Origin of the sequence: Streptomyces avidinii (assembly GCF_014650695.1) — a bacterium.
In the GTDB taxonomy this organism is placed as follows: domain Bacteria; phylum Actinomycetota; class Actinomycetes; order Streptomycetales; family Streptomycetaceae; genus Streptomyces; species Streptomyces avidinii.
Genome location: NZ_BMVL01000001.1, coordinates 102,063 through 126,845, shown reverse-complemented (window position 1 = coordinate 126,845; position 24,783 = coordinate 102,063). Strand labels below are relative to the sequence as shown.

Annotated in this window: 19 protein-coding genes and 1 pseudogene; 11 read left to right on the top strand and 9 right to left on the bottom strand. The window is 72.6% G+C overall.

The genetic code is table 11. The annotated features are described in order from the left end of the window. Positions 1-50 precede the first annotated feature (50 nt). From trpB to lgt, 4 genes and pseudogenes are all read left to right on the top strand, one after another. Positions 51-1,322, top strand: a complete 1,272-nt coding sequence (gene trpB, locus IE257_RS00590) for a tryptophan synthase subunit beta (RefSeq protein WP_189963440.1) — start codon at positions 51-53, stop codon at positions 1,320-1,322. Then, positions 1,319-2,146 carry a tryptophan synthase subunit alpha gene (trpA, locus tag IE257_RS00585; RefSeq protein ID WP_189963438.1) on the top strand — a complete coding sequence of 276 codons (828 nt, stop codon included), beginning with the start codon at positions 1,319-1,321 and terminating at the stop codon, positions 2,144-2,146. The genes trpB and trpA overlap by 4 nt, the downstream gene beginning before the upstream one ends. Positions 2,147-2,241: 95 nt before the next feature. Then, positions 2,242-3,024 (top strand): annotated as a pseudogene (locus IE257_RS00580) (DsbA family protein); the annotation flags it as partial. 301 nt (positions 3,025-3,325) lie between these two features. Then, positions 3,326-4,339 (top strand): prolipoprotein diacylglyceryl transferase, encoded by a 1,014-nt coding sequence (gene lgt / locus IE257_RS00575; protein WP_189963434.1) that lies wholly within the window; start codon positions 3,326-3,328, stop codon positions 4,337-4,339. A 210-nt stretch (positions 4,340-4,549) separates the two neighbouring features. Here the strand turns inward: lgt and IE257_RS00570 are convergent, their stop codons facing one another. The 7 genes from IE257_RS00570 to IE257_RS00540 form a co-directional block, all read right to left on the bottom strand. Further along, entirely contained in the window at positions 4,550-5,365 is an 816-nt protein-coding gene (locus IE257_RS00570; RefSeq protein ID WP_189963432.1) for an HpcH/HpaI aldolase/citrate lyase family protein, read from the bottom strand. Next, the gene (locus IE257_RS00565) at positions 5,362-6,555 is read right to left on the bottom strand and encodes a CaiB/BaiF CoA transferase family protein (RefSeq protein ID WP_189963430.1); all 1,194 of its coding nucleotides are present in this window, start codon (positions 6,553-6,555) and stop codon (positions 5,362-5,364) included. Before IE257_RS00565 ends, IE257_RS00570 begins: the two co-directional genes overlap by 4 nt. After that, positions 6,552-7,463, bottom strand: a complete 912-nt coding sequence (gene rbsK / locus IE257_RS00560) for a ribokinase (RefSeq protein WP_189963427.1) — start codon at positions 7,461-7,463, stop codon at positions 6,552-6,554. The genes IE257_RS00565 and rbsK overlap by 4 nt, the downstream gene beginning before the upstream one ends. Then, the gene (locus IE257_RS00555) at positions 7,460-8,959 is read right to left on the bottom strand and encodes an ADP-ribosylglycohydrolase family protein (RefSeq protein ID WP_189964663.1); all 1,500 of its coding nucleotides are present in this window, start codon (positions 8,957-8,959) and stop codon (positions 7,460-7,462) included. The genes rbsK and IE257_RS00555 overlap by 4 nt, the downstream gene beginning before the upstream one ends. Positions 8,960-9,030: 71 nt before the next feature. Next, positions 9,031-10,176 carry an ADP-ribosylglycohydrolase family protein gene (locus IE257_RS00550; RefSeq protein ID WP_189963426.1) on the bottom strand — a complete coding sequence of 382 codons (1,146 nt, stop codon included), beginning with the start codon at positions 10,174-10,176 and terminating at the stop codon, positions 9,031-9,033. Between the two features lie 7 nt (positions 10,177-10,183). Beyond that, positions 10,184-11,566 (bottom strand): ADP-ribosylglycohydrolase family protein, encoded by a 1,383-nt coding sequence (locus tag IE257_RS00545; RefSeq protein WP_245384916.1) that lies wholly within the window; start codon positions 11,564-11,566, stop codon positions 10,184-10,186. 224 nt (positions 11,567-11,790) lie between these two features. Next, positions 11,791-12,777 carry an ADP-ribosylglycohydrolase family protein gene (locus IE257_RS00540; RefSeq protein ID WP_189963424.1) on the bottom strand — a complete coding sequence of 329 codons (987 nt, stop codon included), beginning with the start codon at positions 12,775-12,777 and terminating at the stop codon, positions 11,791-11,793. A 259-nt stretch (positions 12,778-13,036) separates the two neighbouring features. Between IE257_RS00540 and IE257_RS00535 the strand changes: the two genes are divergently transcribed. From IE257_RS00535 to IE257_RS00525, 3 genes are all read left to right on the top strand, one after another. Continuing rightward, a complete protein-coding gene (locus tag IE257_RS00535; RefSeq protein ID WP_189963422.1) occupies positions 13,037-13,768 on the top strand; it encodes a VIT1/CCC1 transporter family protein in 732 nt (243 codons plus the stop codon). Positions 13,769-14,141: 373 nt separating this feature from the next. Next, positions 14,142-18,680: a glutamate synthase large subunit gene (gltB, locus tag IE257_RS00530; RefSeq protein WP_189964660.1), complete on the top strand. Its 4,539-nt coding sequence runs from the start codon at positions 14,142-14,144 to the stop codon at positions 18,678-18,680. Next, positions 18,673-20,133 carry a glutamate synthase subunit beta gene (locus IE257_RS00525; protein WP_189963420.1) on the top strand — a complete coding sequence of 487 codons (1,461 nt, stop codon included), beginning with the start codon at positions 18,673-18,675 and terminating at the stop codon, positions 20,131-20,133. Before gltB ends, IE257_RS00525 begins: the two co-directional genes overlap by 8 nt. Positions 20,134-20,262: 129 nt before the next feature. Here the strand turns inward: IE257_RS00525 and IE257_RS00520 are convergent, their stop codons facing one another. Then, positions 20,263-20,694 (bottom strand): hypothetical protein, encoded by a 432-nt coding sequence (locus IE257_RS00520; protein WP_189963418.1) that lies wholly within the window; start codon positions 20,692-20,694, stop codon positions 20,263-20,265. A gap of 195 nt (positions 20,695-20,889) precedes the next feature. Here IE257_RS00520 and IE257_RS00515 point away from each other — a divergent pair, with 195 nt between their 5' ends. From IE257_RS00515 to IE257_RS00500, 4 genes are all read left to right on the top strand, one after another. Next, on the top strand, positions 20,890-21,726 hold the full coding sequence (locus IE257_RS00515) for a helix-turn-helix domain-containing protein (protein WP_189963416.1): 837 nt from the start codon (positions 20,890-20,892) through the stop codon (positions 21,724-21,726). Beyond that, positions 21,711-21,911 (top strand): DUF397 domain-containing protein, encoded by a 201-nt coding sequence (locus IE257_RS00510; protein WP_189963413.1) that lies wholly within the window; start codon positions 21,711-21,713, stop codon positions 21,909-21,911. The genes IE257_RS00515 and IE257_RS00510 overlap by 16 nt, the downstream gene beginning before the upstream one ends. A gap of 54 nt (positions 21,912-21,965) precedes the next feature. Beyond that, positions 21,966-22,592 carry an ATP-binding protein gene (locus IE257_RS00505; RefSeq protein ID WP_189963412.1) on the top strand — a complete coding sequence of 209 codons (627 nt, stop codon included), beginning with the start codon at positions 21,966-21,968 and terminating at the stop codon, positions 22,590-22,592. Between the two features lie 188 nt (positions 22,593-22,780). After that, positions 22,781-24,073 (top strand): DUF1906 domain-containing protein, encoded by a 1,293-nt coding sequence (locus IE257_RS00500; protein ID WP_189963410.1) that lies wholly within the window; start codon positions 22,781-22,783, stop codon positions 24,071-24,073. A gap of 25 nt (positions 24,074-24,098) precedes the next feature. On the opposite strand, the gene IE257_RS00495 is transcribed toward IE257_RS00500, so the two are convergent. Continuing rightward, positions 24,099-24,776 carry a contact-dependent growth inhibition system immunity protein gene (locus tag IE257_RS00495; protein WP_189963408.1) on the bottom strand — a complete coding sequence of 226 codons (678 nt, stop codon included), beginning with the start codon at positions 24,774-24,776 and terminating at the stop codon, positions 24,099-24,101. Positions 24,777-24,783 lie beyond the last annotated feature (7 nt).

Below are 24,783 nucleotides of genomic sequence, written 5' to 3'. Positions count from 1 at the left end.
CAATACGGTGAATCCACCCGCCGCATCTCGCACCCGTAGGAGCACTGGACATGTCCAGCGAGTTCTTCATCCCGGACCCGGAGGGTCACGTCCCCAACGCCGAGGGCTACTTCGGCGACTTCGGCGGCAAGTTCATCCCGGAGGCGCTCGTCGCCGCCGTGGACGAGGTCGCCGTCGAGTACGAAAAGGCCAAGGGCGATCCGGCCTTCGCGGCCGAGCTCAATGACCTCATGGTCAACTACACCGGCCGCCCGAGCGCCCTCACCGAGGTGCCCCGCTTCGCCGAGCACGCCGGCGGCGCCCGGATCTTCCTCAAGCGCGAGGACCTCAACCACACCGGCTCGCACAAGATCAACAACGTGCTGGGCCAGGCGCTGCTCACCAAGCGCATGGGCAAGACCCGTGTCATCGCCGAGACCGGCGCCGGGCAGCACGGTGTGGCCACCGCCACCGCCTGCGCGCTCTTCGGCCTCGACTGCACCATCTACATGGGCGAGGTCGACACCCGGCGCCAGGCCCTCAACGTGGCCCGCATGCGCATGCTGGGCGCCGAGGTCATCGCCGTGAAGTCCGGCTCCCGGACGCTGAAGGACGCCATCAACGAGGCGTTCCGCGACTGGGTCGCCAACGTGGACCGCACCCACTACCTCTTCGGTACGGTCGCCGGCCCCCACCCCTTCCCGGCCATGGTCCGCGACTTCCACCGGGTCATCGGCGTCGAGGCCCGCCGCCAGATCCTGGAGCGCGCCGGCCGGCTGCCCGACGCCGTCGCGGCCTGCGTCGGCGGCGGTTCCAACGCGATCGGTCTCTTCCACGCCTTCATCCCGGACGCCGACGTCCGCCTGGTGGGCTTCGAGCCCGCCGGGCACGGCGTCGAGACCGGCGAGCACGCGGCCACGCTGACCGCCGGCGAGCCCGGGATCCTGCACGGCTCCCGCTCCTACGTCCTCCAGGACGAGGAGGGCCAGATCACCGAGCCGTACTCGATCTCGGCCGGCCTGGACTACCCGGGCATCGGCCCGGAGCACTCCTACCTCAAGGACTCCGGCCGCGGCGAGTACCGGGCGGTCACCGACGACGCGGCGATGCAGGCCCTGCGCCTGCTCTCGCGCACCGAGGGGATCATCCCGGCGATCGAGTCGGCGCACGCCCTCGCCGGCGCCCTGGACCTGGGCCGGGAGCTGGGCAAGGACGGCCTCCTGGTCGTCAACCTGTCCGGTCGCGGTGACAAGGACATGGACACGGCGGCCCGGTACTTCAACCTGTACGACACCGACGGTGAAGTCGCCGACAACGAGTTCTCCGAGGGGGACGACAAGTGACCTCCACGCACGGGCGCGGCAACATCGAGCTGCTGAGCGCCACCCTCGCCAAGGCGAAGTCCGAGGACCGGGCGGCCCTCGTCGCCTACCTCCCCGCGGGCTTCCCGACCGTCGACGGCGGCATCGAGGCGGTCAAGGCCGTCATCGCCGGTGGCGCGGACGTCGTCGAGATCGGCCTGCCCCACAGCGATCCGGTCCTCGACGGTCCGGTCATCCAGACCGCCGACGACATCGCCCTGCGCGGCGGCGTCAAGATCGCCGACGTGATCCGCACGGTCCGTGAGGCGCACGAGGCGACCGGGGCCCCGGTCCTGGTGATGACCTATTGGAACCCCATCGACCGCTACGGCGTCGAGCGGTTCACGTCCGAGCTGGCGGCGGCGGGCGGCGCCGGCTGCATCCTGCCCGACCTGCCGGTGCAGGAGTCCGCCCTCTGGCGCGAGCACGCGGAGAAGCACGGTCTGGCGACCGTCTTCGTCGTGGCTCCCAGCAGCAAGGACGCGCGCCTGGCCACCATCACGGCGGCCGGCTCCGGCTTCGTCTACGCCGCCTCCCTCATGGGGGTCACCGGAACCCGCGAGTCCGTGGGCAACCAGGCCGCGGATCTGGTCCGCCGCACCCGTGCCACCAGTGATCTCCCGGTCTGCGTCGGCCTCGGCGTCTCCAACGCCCTCCAGGCCAAGGAGGTCGCCGGCTTCGCCGACGGCGTGATCGTCGGCTCGGCCTTCGTGAAGCTGCTGCTGGACGCGCCGGACCTGCCGAGCGGGCTGGACGCCGTACGGGCGCTGGCGGGCGAGCTTGCGGAAGGCGTACGCAGGAGCTGAGACAAAACGGACGCCTGATCGGGTTCTGTAGTCCGATCGGGTGGAATGGCGAGCAGGGAGGCACGCGAGTGCCTCCCTGCTTCGTTTGGCGGAGCGTGAGCGAGAAGAACGACGGTGCGAACCGCGATGCGACGAAACGATCGGCCCGGGAGCGACTCCAAGCGGAGCGCGAGCGGCAGAAGACCCGGGAGAAGCGCCGGCGGACCCTGATCGTGGCGTCGGCGGTGGTCGGTGTCCTGTGCCTGGCGACCGTCGTCGGCGTGATCGCGGCCAACACCGGCAAGGACAGCAGCGCCAAGGGCGGCCCGGTCGTCGCCCCCTCCGGGGCCACCGGCAAGGACGCGCTCGCCATCCAGACGGGCAAGCCGGAGGCCAAGTCCACCCTCACCGTCTGGGAGGACGTCCGCTGCCCCGCCTGCAAGGCGTTCGAGGACCAATACCGGCAGACCGTCCACGAGCTGGAGGCCAAGGGCCTGCTCAAGGTGGACTACCACCTGGTGACCCTCATCGACGGCAACATGGGCGGCAGCGGCTCCCTGAAGGGGGCGAATGCGGCGGCCTGCGCGCAGGACGCCGGCAAGTTCAGCGAGTACCACGACGTCCTCTTCCAGAACCAGCCGCAGGAAGTCGACGACGCGTACGGCAAGAACGCCAAGCTGCTGGAGCTCGCAGGCAAGGTCGACGGCCTGGACACCCCCGAATTCCGCGCCTGCGTCGAGAACGGCACCCACGACAGCTGGGTGGGCAAGTCGCACGAGGCCTTCAGGGCCGGGAAGTTCCGGGGCACGCCCAGCGTGCTGCTGAACGGCAAGGACATCTTCTCCGACCAGGCCAACCCGGTGACCCCGCAGAAGCTGAAGGAGCAGGTGGAAGCCGCCGGCGGGGTCGTGAAGCCGTCACCGTCGGGCAGCGCGACGCCCGGTTCCGGCGGGAAGAACGGGGCAAAGGCCTCGCCGTCCGCCTCCCGGACGGGCTCCGGCGGGTCGACCGGCGGGTCGTCGGCCGGTTCTTCGGGCCGGTCCGGCAGCACCTCGACCGGGTCCTCGAACGGCTCCTCCACGGGGTCGTCGAACGGCTCCTCGGGGGACTGATCGCGGCCCGTTCCATGTCTGGATTTGGTTTCGTCCTGCCGGGCGGGTTGCGGTCCGCACCGCCCGGCAGGGTAGCGTCATGTCTGCCATGGACATTGCTTACATCCCCAGTCCGTCGACCGGCGTGATCCATCTCGGACCGATCCCGCTCCGCGGCTACGCGTTCTGCATCATCATCGGCGTCTTCGTCGCCGTCTGGCTCGGCAACAGGCGATGGATCGCGCGCGGCGGAAAGCCGGGCACGGTCGCGGACATCGCCGTGTGGGCCGTGCCCTTCGGCCTGGTCGGTGGTCGCCTCTACCACGTGATCACCGACTACCAGCTCTACTTCGGCGAGGGCCGCAACTGGGTCGACGCCTTCAAGATCTGGGAGGGCGGACTCGGCATCTGGGGCGCCATCGCGCTCGGCGCGGTCGGTGCCTGGATCGGCTGCCGGCTGCGCGGGATCCCGCTGCCGGCCTGGGCGGACGCCCTGGCCCCCGGCATCGCGCTGGCCCAGGCCTGCGGACGTTGGGGCAACTGGTTCAACCAGGAGCTCTACGGCCGGGCCACCGACCTGCCGTGGGCGGTGGAGATCACCGCGGGCCCGAACCGGGACGCCGGCACCTACCACCCGACCTTCCTCTACGAGTCGCTGTGGTGCGTCGGCGTCGCCTTCCTGGTGATCTGGGCCGACCGCCGCTTCAAGCTCGGCCACGGGCGGGCCTTCGCCCTCTACGTCGCCGCGTACTGCGTCGGCCGCGGTTGGATCGAGTACATGCGCGTCGACGAGGCGCACCACATCCTGGGCGTCCGCCTGAACGTCTGGACCTCGATCGGCGTCTTCGTCCTGGCGGTCGTCTACTTCGTGCTCTCGGCGAAGCTGCGCCCGGGCCGTGAGACGGTCGTCGAACCGGACCGGGAGGGCTCCGGCGGTAAGGACGGTGAGGACGCGGCTCCGGCCGACGCGGCTCCGGCGGACGCCAACGCCGACGCCGACGCCGAGGCCAAGCCCTCGGACGCCGACGCCGAGGCCAAGCCCAAGCCCGCCAAGGCCGGGGCACCCGTCCTCACGAAGGACGCGCCCGCCGAGGCCGAGGCCCCGGAGGCCGGCAAGCGCTGACCGCAACGGTCCATGAGGGGGGTGCCGCGCAGACCGCGGCACCCCCCTCCGCGTTCCCCGGCATCCACCCCGCCGGGCGCCGTGCCACATCCAGCCCCGCCGGCGTTTGAGGCGCGGGGTCCGGCGCGGAGCCCCGGGACGCGGCGCGGCGCGCGGTCTCGGCGGGTGCCACGCGGGTGCGGGCGCAGCCCAGGACCCGGCGGGCGGGGATCACCGGGCCGCCATGCGGGCGGCGAGGGCGAGCGTGCGGTGCGCCGCGGCCACGACCGCCGGGTCCACGAACCGGCCGTCCGGCAGGGCCAGAGCCCCCGGGGTGGCCCGGGCCGCGCTCAGTACCTCCGTGGCCGCGCTGACCTCCTCGGGCGCCGGGAGGTAGGCCCGTTCGATCACCGGGAGCTGGCGCGGGTGGATCGCCGCCCGGCCGAGGAAGCCCAGGGAGCGGCCCCGGGCGCAGGAGACGGCCAGCGCCTCCAGGTCCCGGATGTCGGGGAACACCGACTGCGCCGGGGGCGTCAGCCCCGCGGCCCGGGCCGCGACCACCACCCGGGAACGGCACCAGTCCAGGCCGGTCTCGGCGCTGACGGCCAGATCGGCCCGCAGGTCCGCCTCGCCGAGGGAGAGCCCGCGCAGGGCGGGGTGCGCGCGGGCGATCTCGTAGGCGCGCTCCACGCCCACCGCCGATTCGAGCAGGGCGTGCAGGCTCACCCCGCCGGTGCGATCGGCGACGGCGGTGATCTGGAGCGGGTTGTTGATCTTGGGCAGTCGCAGCCCCGCGAGACCGTGCAGCCCGCCCAGCGCGCCGATGTCGGCGCCGCCCCAGGGGGAGTCCAGGGCGTTCACGCGGACGTGGACGGGGACCGGGGGCCGGTCGGCCAGCAGATCGGCGGTCGCGGCGCGGGCGTACTCCTTGCGCGAGGCCGGTACCGCGTCCTCCAGGTCGACGATGACGGCGTCCGCCCCGCAGCCCAGGGCCTTCGCCACGACCTCCGGGCGGTCGCCGGGCGCGTACAGCCAGGTCAGGATCACAGGGCTCCCTCGGTCCGCAGCGCGGTGATCTCGGCCCCGGTCAGGCCGAGCTCGGTCAGGACCTCCTCGGTGTCCGCGCCGTGCGGGCGGCCCGCCCAGCGGATCCCGCCGGGGGTGCCGGAGAGCCGGAAGAGGATGTTCTGCATGCGGAGCGGGCCCAGCTCCGGGTCCTCGACCTCGGTGACCGTGTCGAGGGCCGCGAACTGCGGGTCGGCTATCACGTCCCGGACGTCGTAGACCTGGGCGACGGCCGCCTCCGCGTCCTCGAACGCGGCGACCACCTCCTCGGCCTTGTGCCGGGCGATCCAGCCGCCGACCGCATCGTCCAGCACGTCCGCGCGCCCGGCCCGCCCGGCGCCGGTCGCGAACCAGGGCTCGGCGATCAGCTCGGGCCGGCCGACCAGCCGCATGACCCGTTCGGCGATGGACTGCGCGGAGGTGGAGACCGCCAGCCAGCGCCCGTCGGCACTGCGGTAGGTATTGCGGGGGGCGTTGTTGGTGGAACGGTTGCCGGTGCGGGGCTGGACGTAGCCGAGTTGGTCGTACCAGAGCGGGTGCGGTCCCAGCACGGTCAGGATCGGCTCGACGATCGCCAGGTCCACGACCTGTCCCTGCCCGGTGCGGTCCCGGCCGGCCAGGGCGGTCATCACCGCGTACGCGCAGGTCAGCGCGGCGATCGAGTCGGCGAGCCCGAAGGGCGGCAGGGTCGGCGGCCCCTCCGGCTCCCCGGTGATCGCGGCGAAGCCGCTCATCGCCTCGGCCAAGGTGCCGAAGCCCGGGCGGTGCGCGTACGGGCCGTGCTGGCCGAAGGCCGTGACACGGGCCAGGACCAGGCGCGGATTGGCCGCGGACAGCTCGGGCCAGCCCAGCCCCCACTTCTCCAGGGTGCCGGGGCGGAAGTTCTCGATGACCACGTCGGCGGTGGCCGCCAGCCGCAGCAGGGTGTCCCGGCCGCCCGCCGTGGACAGGTCGAGGGTCATCGTCCGCTTGTTCCGGCCGAGCAGCTTCCACCACAGGCCGATGCCGTCCTTGGCGGGGCCGTGGCCGCGCGAGGGGTCGGGACGGCCGGGGTGCTCGACCTTGACGACCTCGGCGCCGAAGTCCCCGAGCAGGGTGGCGGCCAGCGGCCCGGCGAAGAGCGTCGCGAGGTCGAGCACGCGGAGCCCTTCCAGCGGCCCGGTGGTCGTCACGAGGCGGCTCCGGGCCGTGCCGCGGCGAAGGCGTCGGTCTCGGCGCGGGTCGGCATCGAGTCCTGGGCGCCGTGGCGCTGCACGGAGAGCGCGGCCGCCGCCGAGGCCCAGTGCAGCGCGGCGGGCATCGGCCGGCCCTCGCCGAGGGCCACGGCGAGGGCGCCGACGAAGGTGTCCCCGGCGGCGGTGGTGTCCACCGCCCGGACCCGGGGCGCGGGCACGGTCAGCGGATCCCGGCCGCGGGCGGCGTACAGGACCCCGGCCGCTCCGAGGGTGATCACCACCTCGGGCACGTCGGCCAGCAGGGCCTCGGCGGACCGGAGGGGGTCGGTGAGGCCGGTGAGGGCCGCGGCCTCGTGCTCGTTCGGGACGAGGAGGTCGGTGGCGGCGAGCAGTTCGGCGGGCAGCGGCTGGGCGGGGGCCGGGGTGAGCACCGTACGGACGCCGTGCGCGCGGGCCGCGCGGGCTCCGGCGAGGACGGCGGAGAGGGGCAGTTCGAGCTGGAGGAGCAGGGATCCGGCGGCGGCGATCCGCGGCTCGTCCCCCGACTCCAGGCCGGTGACGGCGGCGTTCGCGCCGGGGATGACGATGATGCTGTTGCCGCCCTCGTCGTCCACGGTGATGTGGGCGGTGCCGCTGGCGCCCTCGACGGTGCGCAGGGGGGCGGTGTCGACCCCGGCCGCGGTGAGCGCGGAGCGCAGCCGTACGCCGAACTCGTCCGCCCCGACCGCGCCGATCATCACCACCTGCCCGCCGCAGCGGGCGGCGGCGACGGCCTGGTTGGCGCCCTTGCCGCCGGGGACCGTGCGGAAGGCGCGGCCGGTGACGGTCTCCCCGAGGCGGGGGGCCTTGGGGACGTAGGCGACGAGGTCCATGTTGGTACTGCCGAGCACGGCGATGGCCGTCATGAGCGTGCTGCCTCCTGTGCGGTGAGGTGGGCGAGGGTGTCGAAGCCGATGCCGTCGAAGCCCGGAACGGTGGTCGCCAGGCGGTTCCCCAGCGGTGCGGTCCACCGGAGCGGGAGGGCCTGCGCGGAACCGGCGAGCAGACCGGCGAGGGCGCCGGCGGTGGCCCCGTTGGAGTCGGTGTCCCAGCCGCCGGACACGGCGCGGCAGACGGAGCGGGTGAAGTCCCCGTCGGCGTGGGTGAGGGCGGCGGCGATCAGGGCCGTGTTGGGGACCGCGTGGACCCAGTGGTAGTGCCCGTAGCGGGCGTGCAGCCGGTCGACGACGCGGTCGAAGTCCGCTTCCTCCCCGGCCGTCCGGATCCCGCAGCGGACGGCCTCGGCGAGGCGGGAGCGGGGCGGTACGACGGCCAGCCCGGCCCGGAGCGCGGTGTGGACGTCCGCCCGGCCGGTGGCGGCGGTGGCGGTGGCGGCGGCGACGAAGAGCGCGGCGTAGATGCCGTTGCCGGTGTGGGTCAGGGCGGCGTCCCGGTAGGCCTGGGCCGCGGCGGCGACCGGGTCGCCCGGGTTGGTCCAGCCGTGGACGTCGGCGCGGATGAGGGCGCCGATCCACTCGCGGAAGGGGTTGTGGTGGATGGCGGTGGCGGGGGGTTCCAGCCCGAGGAGGAGATTGCGGTAGGCGATGCGCTCGGCGGTGAAGGTCCGGCCGGCCGGCAGCTCGTCGAGCCAGACGCGGGCGACGTCGGCGGTGGTGAAGGCCTTGCCGTGCCGCTGGAGCAGGAGCAGCCCGAGGAGGGGGTAGTTGAGGTCGTCGTCCTCGGGCATGCCGTCGATGTTCTCGGCGAGGGAGGTGGGGGCGGACCGGCGGTTCCACGGGTACGCGGCGAGCACCTCGGGAGGTACGCCGCGTTCGCTGAACCAGTCGTTCAGCGGCCAGTTGCCCGCGGCGCGGGCCAGTGCCCGGATCCCCTCCAGGGGCAGCTTCTCGACGGGCTTCCCGAGCACGCACCCGACGGCCCGCCCGAGCCAGGCGGCTTCCAGCCGGTCCCGCAGCCGGGCGGCTTCCACCCCGGTCCGCGGCATTGCCTCCCACCCCGCGGGCCGGCCGGGCGGGGCCGTGTGCCTGGTGCCCCGCTGCGGCTCCCGTCCCGGCCCGCCGGTCCGGCCGTCGGTGTCGGTCGGGTGTGCGCCCGGCATCGGGCCGGTCCGGCAGGCAGCGTCGATGGCCGGCCAGGACTGGGGTTCGTCGGCTCGGGAGGCGGGCGGGAGCTGGGCCAGGGCGTCCAGCAGGCGGGTGGCCAGCGCGCGGAGTTCCTGCGGCACCGGGGTGGGGGAGGCGCCCGCGCGGTCCGGGGCCGGGTGGCCGCCGGCCGCGATCCAGGCGCGGAGGGCGGGCGCCGGGTCCCGGCCGTCCTCCGCCGCCTGACGCAGCTCGTGCCCGATCAGGTCCTCCGGCTGGGCCCACGTGAGCCGCAGGGGTTCGCACGCCGGGTCGGCCACCGGCTCCCGCAGGGAGCGGCGGGACCCCGGGGGGTGCGCGGGAGCGGCCGGGGCCGGCCCGGCGGTGCCCGTCACCGGTCCGCCGCGATCGCGGTGAAGGCCGCCTCGTGGGAGCGCCGGCGGGAGCGGTCGAGCGCGAAGATCTCCCGGGCCACCGCGGCCAGCGCCGTGGCGGGGGCGCGCAGGTCGAGGCGGCTGGCCTCGGCCACCTGCTTCGTCCAGGCGGCCGGCACCGCGTCCTCGCCGCCCAGGGCCCCGGCGATCGCCCCCGCCATGGTGGCGATGGAGTCGCAGTCCCGGCCGTAGTTGACCGCCCCGAGGACCGCGCTCTCGTACCGTCCGCCGGCGACCAGCAGCATCCCCAGCGCGATCGGGAGCTCCTCGATGGCGTGCAGTCGGGAGGGCCGGCGGGCATCGAGCGACGGGTTGCGGTAGTCCGGGCCGACCGAGTCGTACGGGGTCACCGCCGCCCGCAGCGGGGCCAGCGCCGACTCGAAGTCCCGGTATCCTGCGGCCGCTTCGCGGACGGCCGCGATGGCCGCGCGGGTACCGTCCTTGGCCAGGGACAGGGCCGTGTCCACCACCGAGGCGGCCGTCGCCCCCGGCACGCACGCGGCCGCCACCGCCGCCGCGAACACGCCCGCCGCCTCCCGCCCGTACGAGGACTGGTGCGCACCGGCGATGTCCAGCGCCTCCGCGTACGCGCCCGCCGGATTGCCCGCGTTGGTGATGCCCACCGGCGCCATGTACATCGCCGCGCCGCAGTTGACGATGTTGCCGCTGCCGGCCTCGCGGGGGTCGACGTGCGCGTAGTGCAGCCGGGTCACGATCCACTTCTCGGCGAGGAAGATCCGCTGCAACGGCAGTGCCTCGGACTCCAGTTCCGGGATCCAGCGGGGCGTGGACATCAGGTCGGGGACCAGGTGCTCGGCGATCGCGTGGGCGTCGAGGTGGTCCCGTACGGTCTCGTAGACGCGGACCAGCGCGTGCGTCATCAGGGTGTCGTCCGTGACGTGCCCGTCGCCCTTGTGGTACGGCGCGATGGGTCGGGCCGTGCGCCAGTTCTCGTACCAGGGGCCGACGATGCCGTGCACCCGGCCGCCGTGCCGTTCCACGATCTGGTCCGGGGTCCAGCCCTCCACCGGGCCGCCCAGCGCGTCGCCGACGGCGGCTCCGACGAGAGCTCCGAGTGCCCGGTCCTCCAACGTGAGCGTCATGTCCGAATCATCCCTTGGGTGAGGTGAGTTCCGTGGCCGCGAGGAGCGCGGCGAGTTCCACGAGGTCGGTACCCGCGAGGCGGGGGAGGGCGCAGCCGGAGAGGGTGCGGCAGGCCTCGCGCCAGGCGGCGGGGATCGAGTCGCCGCCGCCGAGTACGCCGGTCAGCGCGCCGGCCAGGGCGGGGGCGGAGTCCGCGACGCGGGACAGGCAGGCGGCCGCCGGGACGGCCTCGGTCATCCTGCCGCGGGCGGCCGTGGCGAGGGCGAGGGCCACGGGGACGGTCTCGGCGGCGGCGATCCCGTAGCTGTAGACGTGGTCCACGATCTCGTGTTCGAGGGTGGGGACGATGGCGAAGGCGCCGCCGTCCTTGTGGGTCCGGGCGAGCCGGACGGCGTGCCGGGCGTTGCGGCCGATCTCGGTGGTCTCGGGGAGCTGGGCGAGGGCCGCGTCGACGGCGGCGTCGACGGCGTCGTCGGCACCGGTGGCGCTCAAGGCGGTGGCGATGGCGGCGGCCATGGCGCGGGCGCCGTGCACCCCGTCGCCGTCCTGGGTGTAGCGGGCGTCGAACTCGGCGAGGTCGGCCGCGGCGCGGGCGTCCCCGGGGTGCACGACGGCGAGGACGCAGGCGCGGACGCAGGCGGCGTCGTCGAAGTAGTGCGGGTTGTCGTGACCGGTGGCGGGCGGGCGCAGGCCGGTGGCGAGGTTGCCGAGGCCGGCGCGGACGGAGATCCGGGCGCGGAGGGGGAGGACGGCGGACTCGACCTCGGGCGCGCGCTCCGCTGCCGCGGCGACCTCGGAGGCCAGGGCGTTCCACGCGAGGTCGATGGCGGCGCGCATCCGGCGGGACCGGGAGAGGTCGCTGAGCAGCACACCGGCGGCGGTGAGCACGGACTCGGCGACGAAGGCGGCCCATTCGGCGTCGTCGGAGGGGCCGAGGCGCAGCGGTTCGGGGGGCTGGTTGAGGGCGATGGGGACGGGGAGGGTGGTGGTGGCGTTCTGCTCGGCGAAGGTGTCGAGCTCGCGGGTGAGGCGGCGGGTCCACTCGGGCATCCGGCTGGCGCGGTGGCGGGCGGCGGGCCACCCGGCCGCGTCGCCTGCGGCGAGCCCGAGGAGGAGGCCCTCGATCCTGCGGGTCCCTGCCGGGACCCCTGCGGGGAGCTCGGCGGGGCGTTCCGGGGCGCGGACCCCGGCCCCTGCGGGGAGCTCGGCGGGGCGTTCCGGGGCCCGTGCCCCGGTCCCGGCCGAGGCCGTCCGACCGGTGCGGATCACGATCCGGGACCCCGCCCCGGGGACCGGGCCCGCCGGTACCCCGCCCGGGGGCGGCCCTACGAGCCCCCGCGCGCCCGGCGCCGTACCGGAGGCCGGACTCGGGGGCAGTGCCGGCAGCATGCGCGGCAGGGTCCCGGCCCGGGGCCGGCCACCTGCGGCCGGCGCCGCGATTCCCGGCTCCGCCGGAGCCGGGGCTGTGCCCGGGGGAGGGCCCCCGGGCTCCGGCTCCGTGGGGTCAGGGCCCGTGGCCCGGGTCGGCTTTCCGAGCGTCGGCTCCGCGAGGGGCGGCGGGCTTCCGGGGAGCCGGTCGGCCCGGGGCGTGGTCAGGTCGTCCGGGGAGAGGGTCATCGGGGGACCTCGCATTCGGGGGTGAGGAGGTCCGCGATGTCCAGGACGTGGTAGCCCCGCATCGAGGGGAGGCAGCTGCCGCGGACCGGGCCGATCGCCGAGGACCAGTCGGCGGGGATGGCGGCGGCACCCGACATGGCGCCGGCCAGGGCGCCCGCCACGGCCGCCGTGGTGTCGGCGTCGCGGCCCATGTTCACCGCGGTGAGGACGGAGGACGGGAAGTCGCCCCGGCACGCGGCGAAGGCACCGAAGGCCAGACTCACCGCTTCGGGGGCCAGGTCGGTCCACGGGTAGCCGCCGATGACCACCGCCGAGCGCACGGCCCGTTCGCCGCGCGGGGCGGCGGTGACCGCCCGGCGCAGGGAGCGGGCCGTCCACGAGTCGGACGGGATGACGGACAGGGCCGCCGAGACCACCGAGGCAGGGGAGCCGCCGGCCATCGCCGCGGCGACGCCCGCCGCGACCGCCTGGCCGCCGTAGATGCCCTCGCCGTCGTGGCTGACCGAGCCGTCGATGGCGACCAGCCGGGCCGCCTCCGCCGGCCGGCCCGCGGCGAACACGCCGAACGGCGCCGCCCGCATGGCCAGACCGTCCGACCAGGCGTGCCGGTGCTGGGCCGAGATGGGTGCGGCCAGGCCCCGGCGGAGGTTCTCCAGGGTGCCGCGCTCGGAGAAACCGGCGCCCCGGAACGGGCCTTCGTCGAGGTCGGCGATCCAGTGGTGCCAGGCCCGCTCCACGTGGGAGACGGTGAGCGCCGAGCCGTGGCGGGCCAGCAGCAGCCCCGAGAAGATCGCGTACTCGGTGTCGTCCGTGCCCGCCGGGTCCTCCGACACGAAGCCTTCGATGCGGCCCCACTTCGCCCGGATCTCCGACGGCTTCATGTTCTCCGCGGGGGCACCCAGCGCATCGCCCACCGCAAGTCCGAGAAGAGCGCCCCTGGCCCGTTCGAGGAGGACCTGCGGATTGCATGCAATCAGCTTCATCGGCTCCATGGCGCGCCTCTCCCACATTGGATGGGGCTCATCATGAGCCCTTGGGGGATTTGTGCCATGGCATGTGGTTTGTCGCTCGTCGCGAAACACCCCGCGAACGTCCCCGTCACCCGGTCGCCGATCCGCAAAAGCCCAGGTAAGTACGGCCTTCCTTGCTAGCGGGCGACGGAAATCGTGCGTAGTTTCGAGGTGTTCAGGGGGAGCGGAACGCCTCACGCCGCCCGTTCGCACATTTGGGGAGATACGCCGCATGTCCATCATCGACATCGAAGCACCACTGCACACCGCCCACCGCGACAACCACACCCACCGCGACGTCAACGGTGGATGGCTGCGGCCGGCAGTCTTCGGTGCCATGGACGGGCTCGTCTCCAACCTCGCCCTGATGACCGGTGTGGCCGGCGGCGCCGTCGCCCCGCAGACCGTCGTCATCACCGGGCTGGCGGGTCTCGCGGCCGGCGCCTTCTCGATGGCGGCCGGTGAATACACCTCCGTCGCCTCGCAGCGCGAGCTGGTCCTTGCAGAACTGGACGTGGAGCGGCAGCAGTTGCGCAAGCACCCGGTGGACGAGATGGAGGAGCTCGCCGAGCTCTACGTCTCCCGCGGCGTCGAGCCGCCGCTCGCCCGCGAGGTCGCCATGCAGCTGTCGCGCGATCCCGAGCAGGCGCTGGAGATCCACGCCCGCGAGGAGCTCGGGATCGACCCCGACGACCTTCCCTCGCCGCTGGTCGCGGCGGTCTCGTCCTTCGGGTCCTTCGCGCTGGGCGCGCTGCTCCCGGTCCTGCCGTACCTGCTCGGTGCCACGGTCCTGTGGCCCGCGGTGCTGCTCGCGCTGGCCGGACTCTTCGCCTGCGGGGCGGTCGTCTCCCGGGTCACGGCCCGGTCCTGGTGGTACAGCGGAGCACGCCAGCTCGCGCTGGGTGGCGCGGCCGCGGGTGTGACGTACATCCTGGGAACCTGGATCGGTGGAGCCATAGGCTGACCGCGGCTGGAGTGAGACACTATGCAGCGCACCACATAAGTAGTCCGTTACTCGGCGGTTTCGAATCCGTGTCCGCCGGGCATCACACCAGGGCTCCGGGCAACGATGCCCGCCCTGCACCGGTACTCCCGCCCCGCGATATCCCGTAGCGCGGCGCGAGAGTTCCCCTCTTTCTGCCTCGTGCAGTGTCCGCATGCTGGAATGACGTATCCGCTTCTCGGGATTGTCGTCATCATGTAATCTGCACGAAATTTCGCAGAGGGCCAACGTCGTCCCTCGGCTATGCACATATGCCACGACGACGACGGGAGAGCCGATGCGTTCCGCATCCACGCACTCCGCGACCGGCCCCAGCACCACCGCCTGGTCGCCCATGGACGGTCGCCCCGCCCAGCAGGGCATGTACGACCCGCGCAACGAGAAGGACGCCTGTGGCGTCGGATTCGTGGCGAACCTCACCGGCGAGGCCACCCACACGCTCGTTGAGCAGGCCCTGACCGTATTGCGGAACCTCGAGCACCGCGGCGCGACCGGCTCCGAGCCGGACTCGGGCGACGGCGCCGGAATCCTCAGCCAGGTCCCGGACGCGTTCCTGCGCGAGGTGGCCGGCTTCCAGCTCCCCGAGGCCGGCGGCTACGCCGTCGGCATCGCCTTCCTTCCCGCCGACGGCACCGCACAGGCCGTCGCCGTGGAGCAGATCGAGGCCATCGCCGCCGAGGAGAACCTCACGGTCCTCGGCTGGCGCGAGGTCCCGGTCACCCCGGACCTGCTCGGCAACGGCGCCCGCGCCACCATGCCGGCCTTCTCCCAGCTCTTCGTGAGCAACGGCAGCACCGGCATCGAGCTGGACCGCAAGGCCTTCGTGCTGCGCAAGCGCGCCGAGCGCGAGGCCGGTGTCTACTTCCCGTCGCTCTCCGCCCGCACCATCGTCTACAAGGGCATGCTGACCACCGGCCAGCTGGAGCCCTTCTTCCCCGACCTCTCCGACCGTCGCTTCGCCTCGACGCTCGCCCTGGTCCACTCGCGGTTCTCCACGAACACCTTCCCGTCGTGGCCGCTCGCCCACCCGTACCGCTTCGTCGCGCACAACGGCGAGATCAACACGGTCAAGGGCAACCGCAACTGGATGAAGGCCCGAGAGTCCCAGCTGGCCTCCGACGCCTTCGGTGAGGGCGTGCTGGACCGGATCTTCCCGATCTGCACCCCGGACGCCTCCGACTCGGCCTCCTTCGACGAGGTCCTGGAGCTGCTCCACCTCGGCGGCCGGTCGCTCCCGCACAGCGTGCTGATGATGATCCCGGAGGCGTGGGAGAACCACACCTCCATGGACCCGGCCCGCCGCGCGTTCTACAAGTACCACTCCACCCAGATGGAGCCCTGGGACGGCCCGGCCTGCGTCACCTTCACCGACGGCACCCAGGTCGGCGCGGTCCTCGACCGCAACGGTCTGCGCCCCGGCCGCTACTGGGTCACCGACGACGGCCTCGTCGTCCTCGGCTCCGAGGTCGGCGTGCTCGACATCGACCCGGCCAAGGTCGTCCGCAAGGGCCGCCTGCAGCCCGGCAAGATGTTCCTCGTCGACACCGCCCAGAAGCGGATCATCGAGGACGACGAGATCAAGAACGAGCTGGCCGCGGCCGCCCCGTACGCGGAGTGGCTGGAGACCGGCGAGATCGAGCTGTCGGACCTGCCCGAGCGCGAGCACATCGTGCACACCCACGCCTCGGTCACCCGCCGCCAGCAGACCTTCGGCTACACCGAGGAAGAGCTGCGCGTCATCCTCGCGCCGATGGCCCGTACCGCCGGCGAGCCGCTCGGCTCCATGGGTACGGACTCCCCGATCGCGGCCCTGTCCGAGCGCCCCCGGCTGCTCTTCGACTACTTCACCCAGCTCTTCGCGCAGGTCACCAACCCGCCGCTGGACGCCATCCGCGAGGAGCTCGTCACCTCGCTGCTGTCCTCGCTCGGCCCGCAGGGCAACCTGCTGGAGTCGACCGCCGCGTCCTGCCGCAGCGTCACCCTGCCCTTCCCGGTGATCGACAACGACGAGCTGGCCAAGCTCATCCACATCAACGCCGACGGCGACATGCCCGGCATGAAGGCCGCCACGCTCTCCGGCCTCTACCGGGTCTCCGGCGGCGGCGAGGCCCTGGCCGCCCGCATCGAGCAGATCCGTGCCGAGGCCGACGCGGCGATCGCCAACGGCGCCCGCCTCATCGTCCTCTCGGACCGCCACTCGGACGCCGAGCACGCGCCGATCCCGTCGCTGCTGCTCACCTCCGCCGTGCACCACCACCTCATCGCCACCAAGCAGCGCACCCAGGTGGGTCTGCTGGTCGAGGCCGGCGACGTCCGCGAGGTCCACCACGTCGCCCTGCTCATCGGCTACGGCGCCGCCGCGGTCAACCCGTACCTCGCCATGGAGTCCGTCGAGGACCTGCTGCGCGCCGGTACCTTCCTGTCCGGCCTGGAGCCGGAGCAGGCCATCAAGAACCTGATCTACGCGCTCGGCAAGGGCGTCCTGAAGGTCATGTCCAAGATGGGCATCTCCACCGTCGCCTCCTACCGCGGCGCCCAGGTCTTCGAGGCCGTCGGCCTGAACGACGAGTTCGTCGAGACCTACTTCAACGGCACCGCCACCAAGATCGGCGGCGCCGGCCTGGACGTCATCGCCAAGGAGGTGGCCGCGCGCCACGCCAAGGCGTACCCCGTCTCCGGCATCGCGGCCACGCACCGCGCGCTGGAGATCGGCGGCGAGTACCAGTGGCGCCGCGAGGGCGAGCCGCACCTGTTCGACCCGGAGACGGTCTTCCGCCTCCAGCACGCCACCCGCAACCGCCGGTACGACATCTTCAAGCAGTACACGGCCCGGGTGAACGAGCAGTCCGAGCGCCTGATGACGCTCCGCGGCCTGTTCGGCTTCAAGGCCGACCGCGAGGCCATCTCCATCGACGAGGTCGAGTCGGTCGCCGACATCGTCAAGCGCTTCTCCACCGGCGCCATGTCGTACGGCTCCATCTCCAAGGAGGCGCACGAGACCCTCGCCATCGCCATGAACCAGTTGGGCGCCAAGTCCAACACCGGTGAGGGCGGCGAGGACCCGGACCGCCTGTACGACCCGGCGCGCCGCTCGTCCATCAAGCAGGTCGCCTCCGGCCGCTTCGGCGTGACCTCGGAGTACCTGGTCAACGCCGACGACATCCAGATCAAGATGGCGCAGGGCGCCAAGCCCGGCGAGGGCGGCCAGCTGCCCGGCCACAAGGTGTACCCGTGGGTCGCCAAGACCCGGCACTCCACCCCGGGCGTCGGCCTGATCTCCCCGCCGCCGCACCACGACATCTACTCCATCGAGGACCTGGCTCAGCTGATCCACGACCTCAAGAACGCCAACCCGGTCGCCCGCATCCACGTGAAGCTGGTCTCCGAGGTCGGCGTGGGTACGGTCGCCGCCGGTGTCTCCAAGGCCCACGCGGACGTCGTCCTCATCTCCGGCCACGACGGCGGAACGGGCGCCTCCCCGCTCACCTCGCTCAAGCACGCGGGCGGTCCCTGGGAGCTCGGCCTCGCCGAGACCCAGCAGACCCTGCTGCTCAACGGGCTGCGCGACCGGATCGTCGTCCAGACGGACGGCCAGCTCAAGACCGGCCGCGACGTGGTCATCGCCGCGCTGCTCGGCGCCGAGGAGTTCGGTTTCGCGACCGCGCCGCTCGTCGTCTCCGGCTGCGTCATGATGCGCGTCTGCCACCTGGACACCTGCCCGGTCGGCATCGCCACCCAGAACCCGGTCCTGCGCGACCGCTTCTCCGGCAAGCCCGAGTTCGTCGTCAACTTCTTCGAGTACATCGCGGAGGAGGTGCGCGAGATCCTCGCCGAGCTGGGCTTCCGCACCATCGAGGAGGCCGTCGGCCACGCCGAGCTGCTCGACACCACCAAGGCCGTCACGCACTGGAAGGCGCAGGGTCTCGACCTGGAGCCGCTCTTCTACGTGCCGGAGCTGCCCGAGGGCGCGGTCCGCCACGCCCTGATCGAGCAGGACCACGGTCTGGAGAAGGCCCTCGACAACGAGCTGATCGAGCTCGCCTCCGAGGCCCTGAACGCCGCCACCGCCGAAGCGGCCCTGCCGGTCCGCGCCCAGGTCGCGATCCGCAACATCAACCGGACCGTCGGCACCATGCTCGGCCACCGGGTCACCAAGAAGTTCGGCGGTGCGGGCCTGCCCGACAACACCATCGACCTGACCTTCACCGGCAGCGCCGGCCAGTCCTTCGGCGCCTTCGTGCCGAAGGGCATCACCCTCCGCCTGGAGGGTGACGCCAACGACTACGTCGGCAAGGGCCTCTCCGGCGGCCGCATCGTGGTCCGCCCGGACCGCGGCGCCGACCACCTCGCCGAGTACTCCACCATCGCCGGCAACACCATCGGCTACGGAGCCACCGGCGGCGAGATGTTCCTGCGCGGCCGCACCGGCGAGCGCTTCTGCGTCCGCAACTCGGGTGCGCTGGTCGTCTCGGAGGGCGTGGGCGACCACGGCTGCGAGTACATGACCGGCGGCCAGGCGGTCGTCCTGGGCGAGACGGGCCGCAACTTCGCGGCCGGCATGTCGGGCGGCGTCGCGTACGTCATCGACCTCGACCCGCACAACGTCAACGTCGGAAACGCGGGCGCCGTCGAGGCCCTGTCCGACACGGACAAGCAGTGGCTGCACGATGTGGTGCGCCGCCACGAGGAGGAGACCGGCTCGACCGTGGCCGCGAAGCTCCTGGCTGACTGGTCCGTCGCGGTGGACCGCTTCAGCAAGATCATCCCCACCACGTACAAGGCAGTGCTCGCCGCCAAGGACGCCGCTGAGCTCGCCGGACTCTCGGAATCCGAGACCACGGAGAAGATGATGGAGGCGGCGACCCATGGCTGACCCGAAGGGCTTCCTCACCACCGCGCGCGAGACCGCCTGTACCCGGCCTGTCGCCGACCGGCTGAAGGACTGGAACGAGGTCTACGTTCCGGGCTCGCTGCTCCCGATCATCAGCAAGCAGGCCGGCCGCTGCATGGACTGCGGCATCCCGTTCTGCCACAACGGGTGCCCGCTCGGGAACCTGATCCCGGAGTGGAACGACTTCTCGTACCGCGAGGACTGGACCGCCGCGTCGGAGCGACTGCACGCGACGAACAACTTCCCGGAGTTCACCGGGCGGCTGTGCCCGGCCCCGTGCGAGTCGGCGTGCGTGCTCGGCATCAACCAGCCCGCCGTCACCATCAAGAACGTCGAAGTCTCGATCATCGACAAGGCGTGGGACAACGGCGATGTCACCCCGCAGGCGCCGGAGCGGCTGTCCGGCAAGACCGCCGCCGTCATCGGCTCCGGCCCGGCCGGTCTGGCCGCCGCCCAGCAGCTGACCCGGGCCGGCCACACCGTGGTCGTGTACGAGCGCGCCGACCGCATCGGCGGCCTGCTGCGCTACGGCATCCCCGAGTTCAAGATGGAAAAGGTGCACATCAACCGCCGCATCGAGCAGATGCGCGCGGAAGGCACCAAGTTCCGCACCGGCATCGAGGTCGGCCGCGACATCACCGCCACCGACCTGCGCAAGCGGTTCGACGCGGTGGTCATCGCGGCGGGCGCGACCGTCTCCCGCGACCTGCCGGTCCCGGGCCGCGAGCTGAACGGCATCCACTTCGCGATGGAGTACCTGCCGCTCGCCAACAAGGTCCAGGAGGGCGACTTCATGGCGCCCCCCATCACGGCCGAGGGCAAGCACGTGATCGTCATCGGCGGCGGCGACACCGGCGCGGACTGTGTGGGCACCGCCCACCGCCAGGGCGCGGCCTCGGTCACGCAGCTGGAGATCATGCCCAAGCCGGGCGAGGAGCGGAACGCCAACCAGCCCTGGCCGACCTTCCCGATGCTCTACAAGGTCACCTCGGCCCACGAGGAGGGCGGCGAGCGGGTCTACTCCGTCTCCACCACCCACTTCGAGGGCGACGAGGACGGCAACGTCCAGTCCCTGCACCTGATCGAGGTCGCCTTCGAGGACGGCAAGCTCGTCCAGAAGCCCGGCACCGAGCGCGTCCTCCCCGCGCAGCTGGTCACCCTGGCGATGGGCTTCACGGGCACCGACCAGGCGAACGGCCTGGTCCAGCAGTTCGGCCTGGACCTGGACGCCCGCGGCAACATCGACCGCGACGCCTCCTACGCGACCAACGCGGACGGCGTCTTCGTCGCCGGCGACGCGGGCCGCGGCCAGTCGCTCATCGTCTGGGCCATCGCGGAAGGCCGCTCGGCCGCCCGCGGCGTGGACCGCTTCCTGACCGGCTCCAGTGCCCTCCCGTACCCGGTCAAGCCGACGGATCGTTCTCTGACCGTCTGACGCAGCAGTCCCCCCTCCCCCTCGGGGGAGGGACCCCTCATACGGTCCGTACAACGGCGTACGGAACTCCCGACACAGCGCCCGCCACGTCCCCGACCAGGGGTGGCGGGCGCTGTGGCGTGTTCGGGGCTACTCGGGCTGGACGACCGTGGCGCCCCAGCGGGTGGACGGGGCCGAGGCCGTCACCCAGGCCCCGAATCCGCCCTGGAGGCCGGTGCCGAGGGGGACGGTGACGCGCGCCGGGTCGCTCTCGGGGCAGTCGACCGTGAAGGGGGCCGGGTTGCGGTCCGGGTGGTTGTCGAGGCGGAAGGCCACCTCTATGGTGCCGCCGCCCGCGCAGCCGAAGGTGATGAACGTGTCCAGCCGGGGCGAGAGGCCGCCCGAGACGAAGCCGCTGGAACCGGCCTGCTCGGGTATCCAGATCAGCCCGTCGGGCCCGGGGTAGCCGATGATCTCGCCCCCCGACGAGGCCTGGGCCGTACCGGCCGCGAGCGTCAGCGTGAGCGCCGTGGTCAGCGTGGCGATCGCGGCGGCCTTGCCGCGCCTGTGTGCCTGCTTCATGTGTGATCCCCCGTGGTGTCTTCGGTTACGACTGACACCGTTCACGTTAACCAGCGGCACTGACAGCGGCCTTGCTCTTCCCGGCCGGCGCCGTGACGTTGCGTGGTCGTATCAATGCCTTCCGCTGTCTCGTGGACTCGGCGGGGACTACGCTTTTCGTGGAGTAAGGGCACTGCGGAAGCGGGGAGTTGGCTCATGGCCAAGCCGAAGGATCTGGGTGGAGCGCAGACTCCGCAGGAGTTCGCCCGCGAGGAGCTGCGGCGTCACCGGGAAGCGGCCGGGCTGAGTCAGGACGGTTTGGGCGACCGGATCTTCACTAGCGGGGCGTACGTCGGGCAGATGGAGTGCGGCACGCGGAGGCTGCGTCCGGAGATCGCGGAGCTGATCGACAAGGTGTTCGACACCGGGGACTACTTCGTCCGCCTGGCCAGGGCGTTCAAGTCCAAGCATGTCGAGTATTTCGCCGAAGCGGCCGAGTTGGAACGCCTGGCGGCGGCCATCTTCGACTACGGCCCCACGTTGGTTCCCGGGCTGCTCCAGACAGGGGACTACGCCCGCGCTGTAGTTCGGGCCGCAAGTCCCACGGGACTGGCGGAACGTGTCGATTCCCTGGTTGCGGCCCGCGTAGAGCGTGCGCGACTTCTTGATGATCCGGTTACCCCCGAATTGTGGGTCGTTCTGCACGAGGCTGTACTGCGTTCGGCAGTCGGCGGTCACGCTGTGATGGCTGCTCAGCTACGTCATATCTCGTCATATATCCGCGCCCACCGGATCACCGTGCAGGTGGTGCCGTTCTCGGCGGGTGCCCATGGTGCTCTGGGAGCGTATGTACGCATCATGCAGTTCGCTGACGCACCCGACGCGGCCTACACGGAGGGGCCCCACGCGGGGCAGTTGCTCGACTATCCGGCCCTGGTTGCGCGTCACTGGAGGTCATACGATCTTGCCAGGGCTGCCGCGCTGTCGCCGGAGGCGTCCCTGGTTTTGATCGAGTCGGTGGCGGAGGAGCATGCGAAATGTGCGCAGACGTGAACGGCCTGTCCTGGCGCAAGTCCTCGTACAGCAACGGAGACGGTGGCGAGTGCGTGGAGGTCTCCGACGACCTCCCCGGCGTCGTCCCCGTCCGGGACACCAAGCTGGCGGGCGCCGGTCCGGTCCTGCTGTTCCCGGCCAACGCTTGGGCGCCGTTCATCCAGGCTGTGAAGGGGCGGGTCTGAAGATCCAGGCGCGCATCCCGTGAGCCGTCGTCAGCCACGCTGGATAATTGTCTGATGGACACATCGAGGGCTTCCTGGGTCAACACGACGCACGATTGGTCCAGCGTCGTCGATACGGATCATCTGGCGCAGATCCGGGCCAGTCCCGCGGAGTTCGCTCCGGACGGACCCTGGCACCTCGTCCTTGAGGTCCTTGCCTATGCCGCAGACGAAGCAGCGAGCAAGGGCGGGGGGCGCTGCGTCGTCGTTCTCCATTCCGACGGTTCCCTGTCCGTCCGGGACGACGGACGGGGCACTGACACCCGTGTGGACGAGCACGGCCGGAGCGTGAAGAAGCCGGTCATGGCGACGAAGGATCTCCGGTTCTTCGATTTCCCGCAGGTCGAGGTACTGCCCGACGGCCATCCCCGCCGTGGCATGTCCGTGGTTGCGGCGCTCAGCGAGTGGCTCGCCCATACCAACCGCCGCCTCAACGGAGCCTGGACCCAGCGCTACGAAAACGGCATCCCCGTCACCGGTCTTGAGCCCGTTGAGGTGGACGGTACGACCGGTACCCTGGTCCATTTCGGTCCTGACGGTTCGTTGGGTCCGATGACCGTGCCGGCGGCCGGCGACCATGCGCGCCTGGCCACGGTCTGGCCGCATCTGGAGGTTCAGGTCCTTGATCGGCGCGATGACTGACAGGTTCGGCCCGCAGGGCCCCGTCATGCCCCCGACCAGGGATGCCTCGGTGACGGGCCCGAGCCCGTTTCACTCGTGCAGGTGACCCACGGCGACGGGCCGGGCTGGGCCGGCCTGGGCCGGACGGGCCAACTGTGCTCGAAGCGTGCACAGTTCACGGCGGCCGGAGTCTGGTACCCATCTGGATCATGGCCCCCATCCGAACCCTGCTGAGCGGCCTGCTCGGCGCCGCCCTGCTGATTCCCGTCCAGTCCGCCGCCGACGATGACGGCGGCGGCCGGATCGTCGACTACCTCGGTCTGCGCGTCACCCTCCCCGCCGACTGGCGGGTCGTCGACCTCGACCGGAACCCCGACACGTGCGTGCGCCTCGACCTGCCCACCCTGTACCTGGGCCACGCCGGCACCCAGGCCGAATGCACCGGCCGGGCCGTCGCCGTCCGCGCCGACACCCTGCACCTCGAACCCCTCGGCAAGGCCCCGGAGCGCGCCGACATCCCGACCGTCACCGTGGACTCCTGGACCGCCCTGCGCGAGGTTCCGCCCCGCTCCGACAGCAACGAACTGCGGTACGCCCTGCGCCGGTCCGAGGTCATGGCCACCGTCTCCTACGGGGCCACGCCCGACGCCGTACGCCGGGTACTGGCGCAGGTGCGCGCCGCGGCGCCCCCGCACACCCCGCACGCCCCGGCCCCCGTCGTCGCCGTGCCGACCGCCGGCGGCCCGGGTCCCCGTAGCGCCCAGGAACCCTTCAAGGGCGAGGGCTTCGACGCCTGCACCGCCCCCACCCAGAAGGCCATGGACACCTGGCGGGCCGATTCCCCATTCGGCGCGATCGGCGTCTACATCGGCGGCCGGGCCCGAGCCTGCGCCCAGCCGCGGCTCACGGCCCGCTGGGTCGAACGTCAGGCCGCCGCGGGATGGCACCTGATGCCGATCTGGGTGGGCCCGCAGCCCTGGCACAACGCCGCCACCGGCCTGTCCACCGACCCCTCCGGGGCCGACGCGCAGGGCCGGGAGGCCGCCGAGGGCGCGGTGGACGCGGCCCGGTCGCTGCGGCTGCCCGTGGGCACGGTGCTCTACAACGACCTGGAGAACTACACGGACCGCGCCACCTGGGACGCCCCGGTCGTCGCCTACCTGACCGCCTGGACTCAGCGGCTGCACGAGCTGGGCTACCGCTCCGCCGCCTACGTCTCCGTGAGCTCCGGGGTCAAGGCCCTCAGCGCCCACTACCACCAGGCCCCGCAGGCCATGCCCGACGTGCTCTGGGCCGCCCGCTGGAACCTTTCGGCCTCCGTGGGCGACGCCGACATGGGCCTGGCGAAGGGCACCGCCAAGTGGGCCGGCCCGCGCCGGGCCCACCAGTTCCGCGGCGACCACGACGCCACCTACGGCGGAATCACCCTCAACATCGACCGCAACTGGGTGGACGTGAACCCCGCCGCCCTCGCCGCGAAGGACAAGAAGCCGCGGATCTAGGGGGTGCCTCGCCGACCGGGCCGGCCTACTGGACGTACTCGGTGCGCGGGCGGTCCAGCCGCTCCGAGACGAGGGCCAGCCAGGCGCTCGGCGCGTACGGGGCCGGCGGGTCGACCTCCATGCCCAGCTCGGCCACGCCGGCCGCGTAGTCGACCTCCTCCAGGCCGAGGGCGAGCAGTTCGCGCAGCTCACCGACGAGGCGCGCCACCACGGTCGGGTCGGCCGAGCCGGCGTAGTCGCGGACCGCGGCTTCGTGGTCCTCGAACTCGTCGGGCATGTCCTGCGAGAACCAGCCGCCCAGGAACTGGCCCAGCTCCGGGAACCGGGCGTGCCACTCCCAGTGCGTGTCGGGCAGCGCTGCCGGGGACGGGACCCGACCCTCCTCCACGCTGCGCCTGATGTGGTCGGCGAGCAGCAGCAGCCACTGCTGGATGTCGGGCTCGGGGAGGCCGATGTCCGGCACCGGGTAGAACTCGCCGAGGCGGTGGCGGAGTCGGCCGGGCGGGTTCTGGGCGTAGCTGCGCAGCTGCTGCTCGGCGACCGACAGGGCCCACGGCCGGGTGTGCCAGGTGTGCCGCAGGTAGGCGGTGAGGGCCCGGCCGGGCCGGTCGGGGGTGTCGTCGGCGGCGAGGCCGGCGTATGCGCTGACGACCTGGTCCAGCTCGCCGTAGCGGCGGTCGAACTCCAGGGGCTTCATGGACATGGGCCGG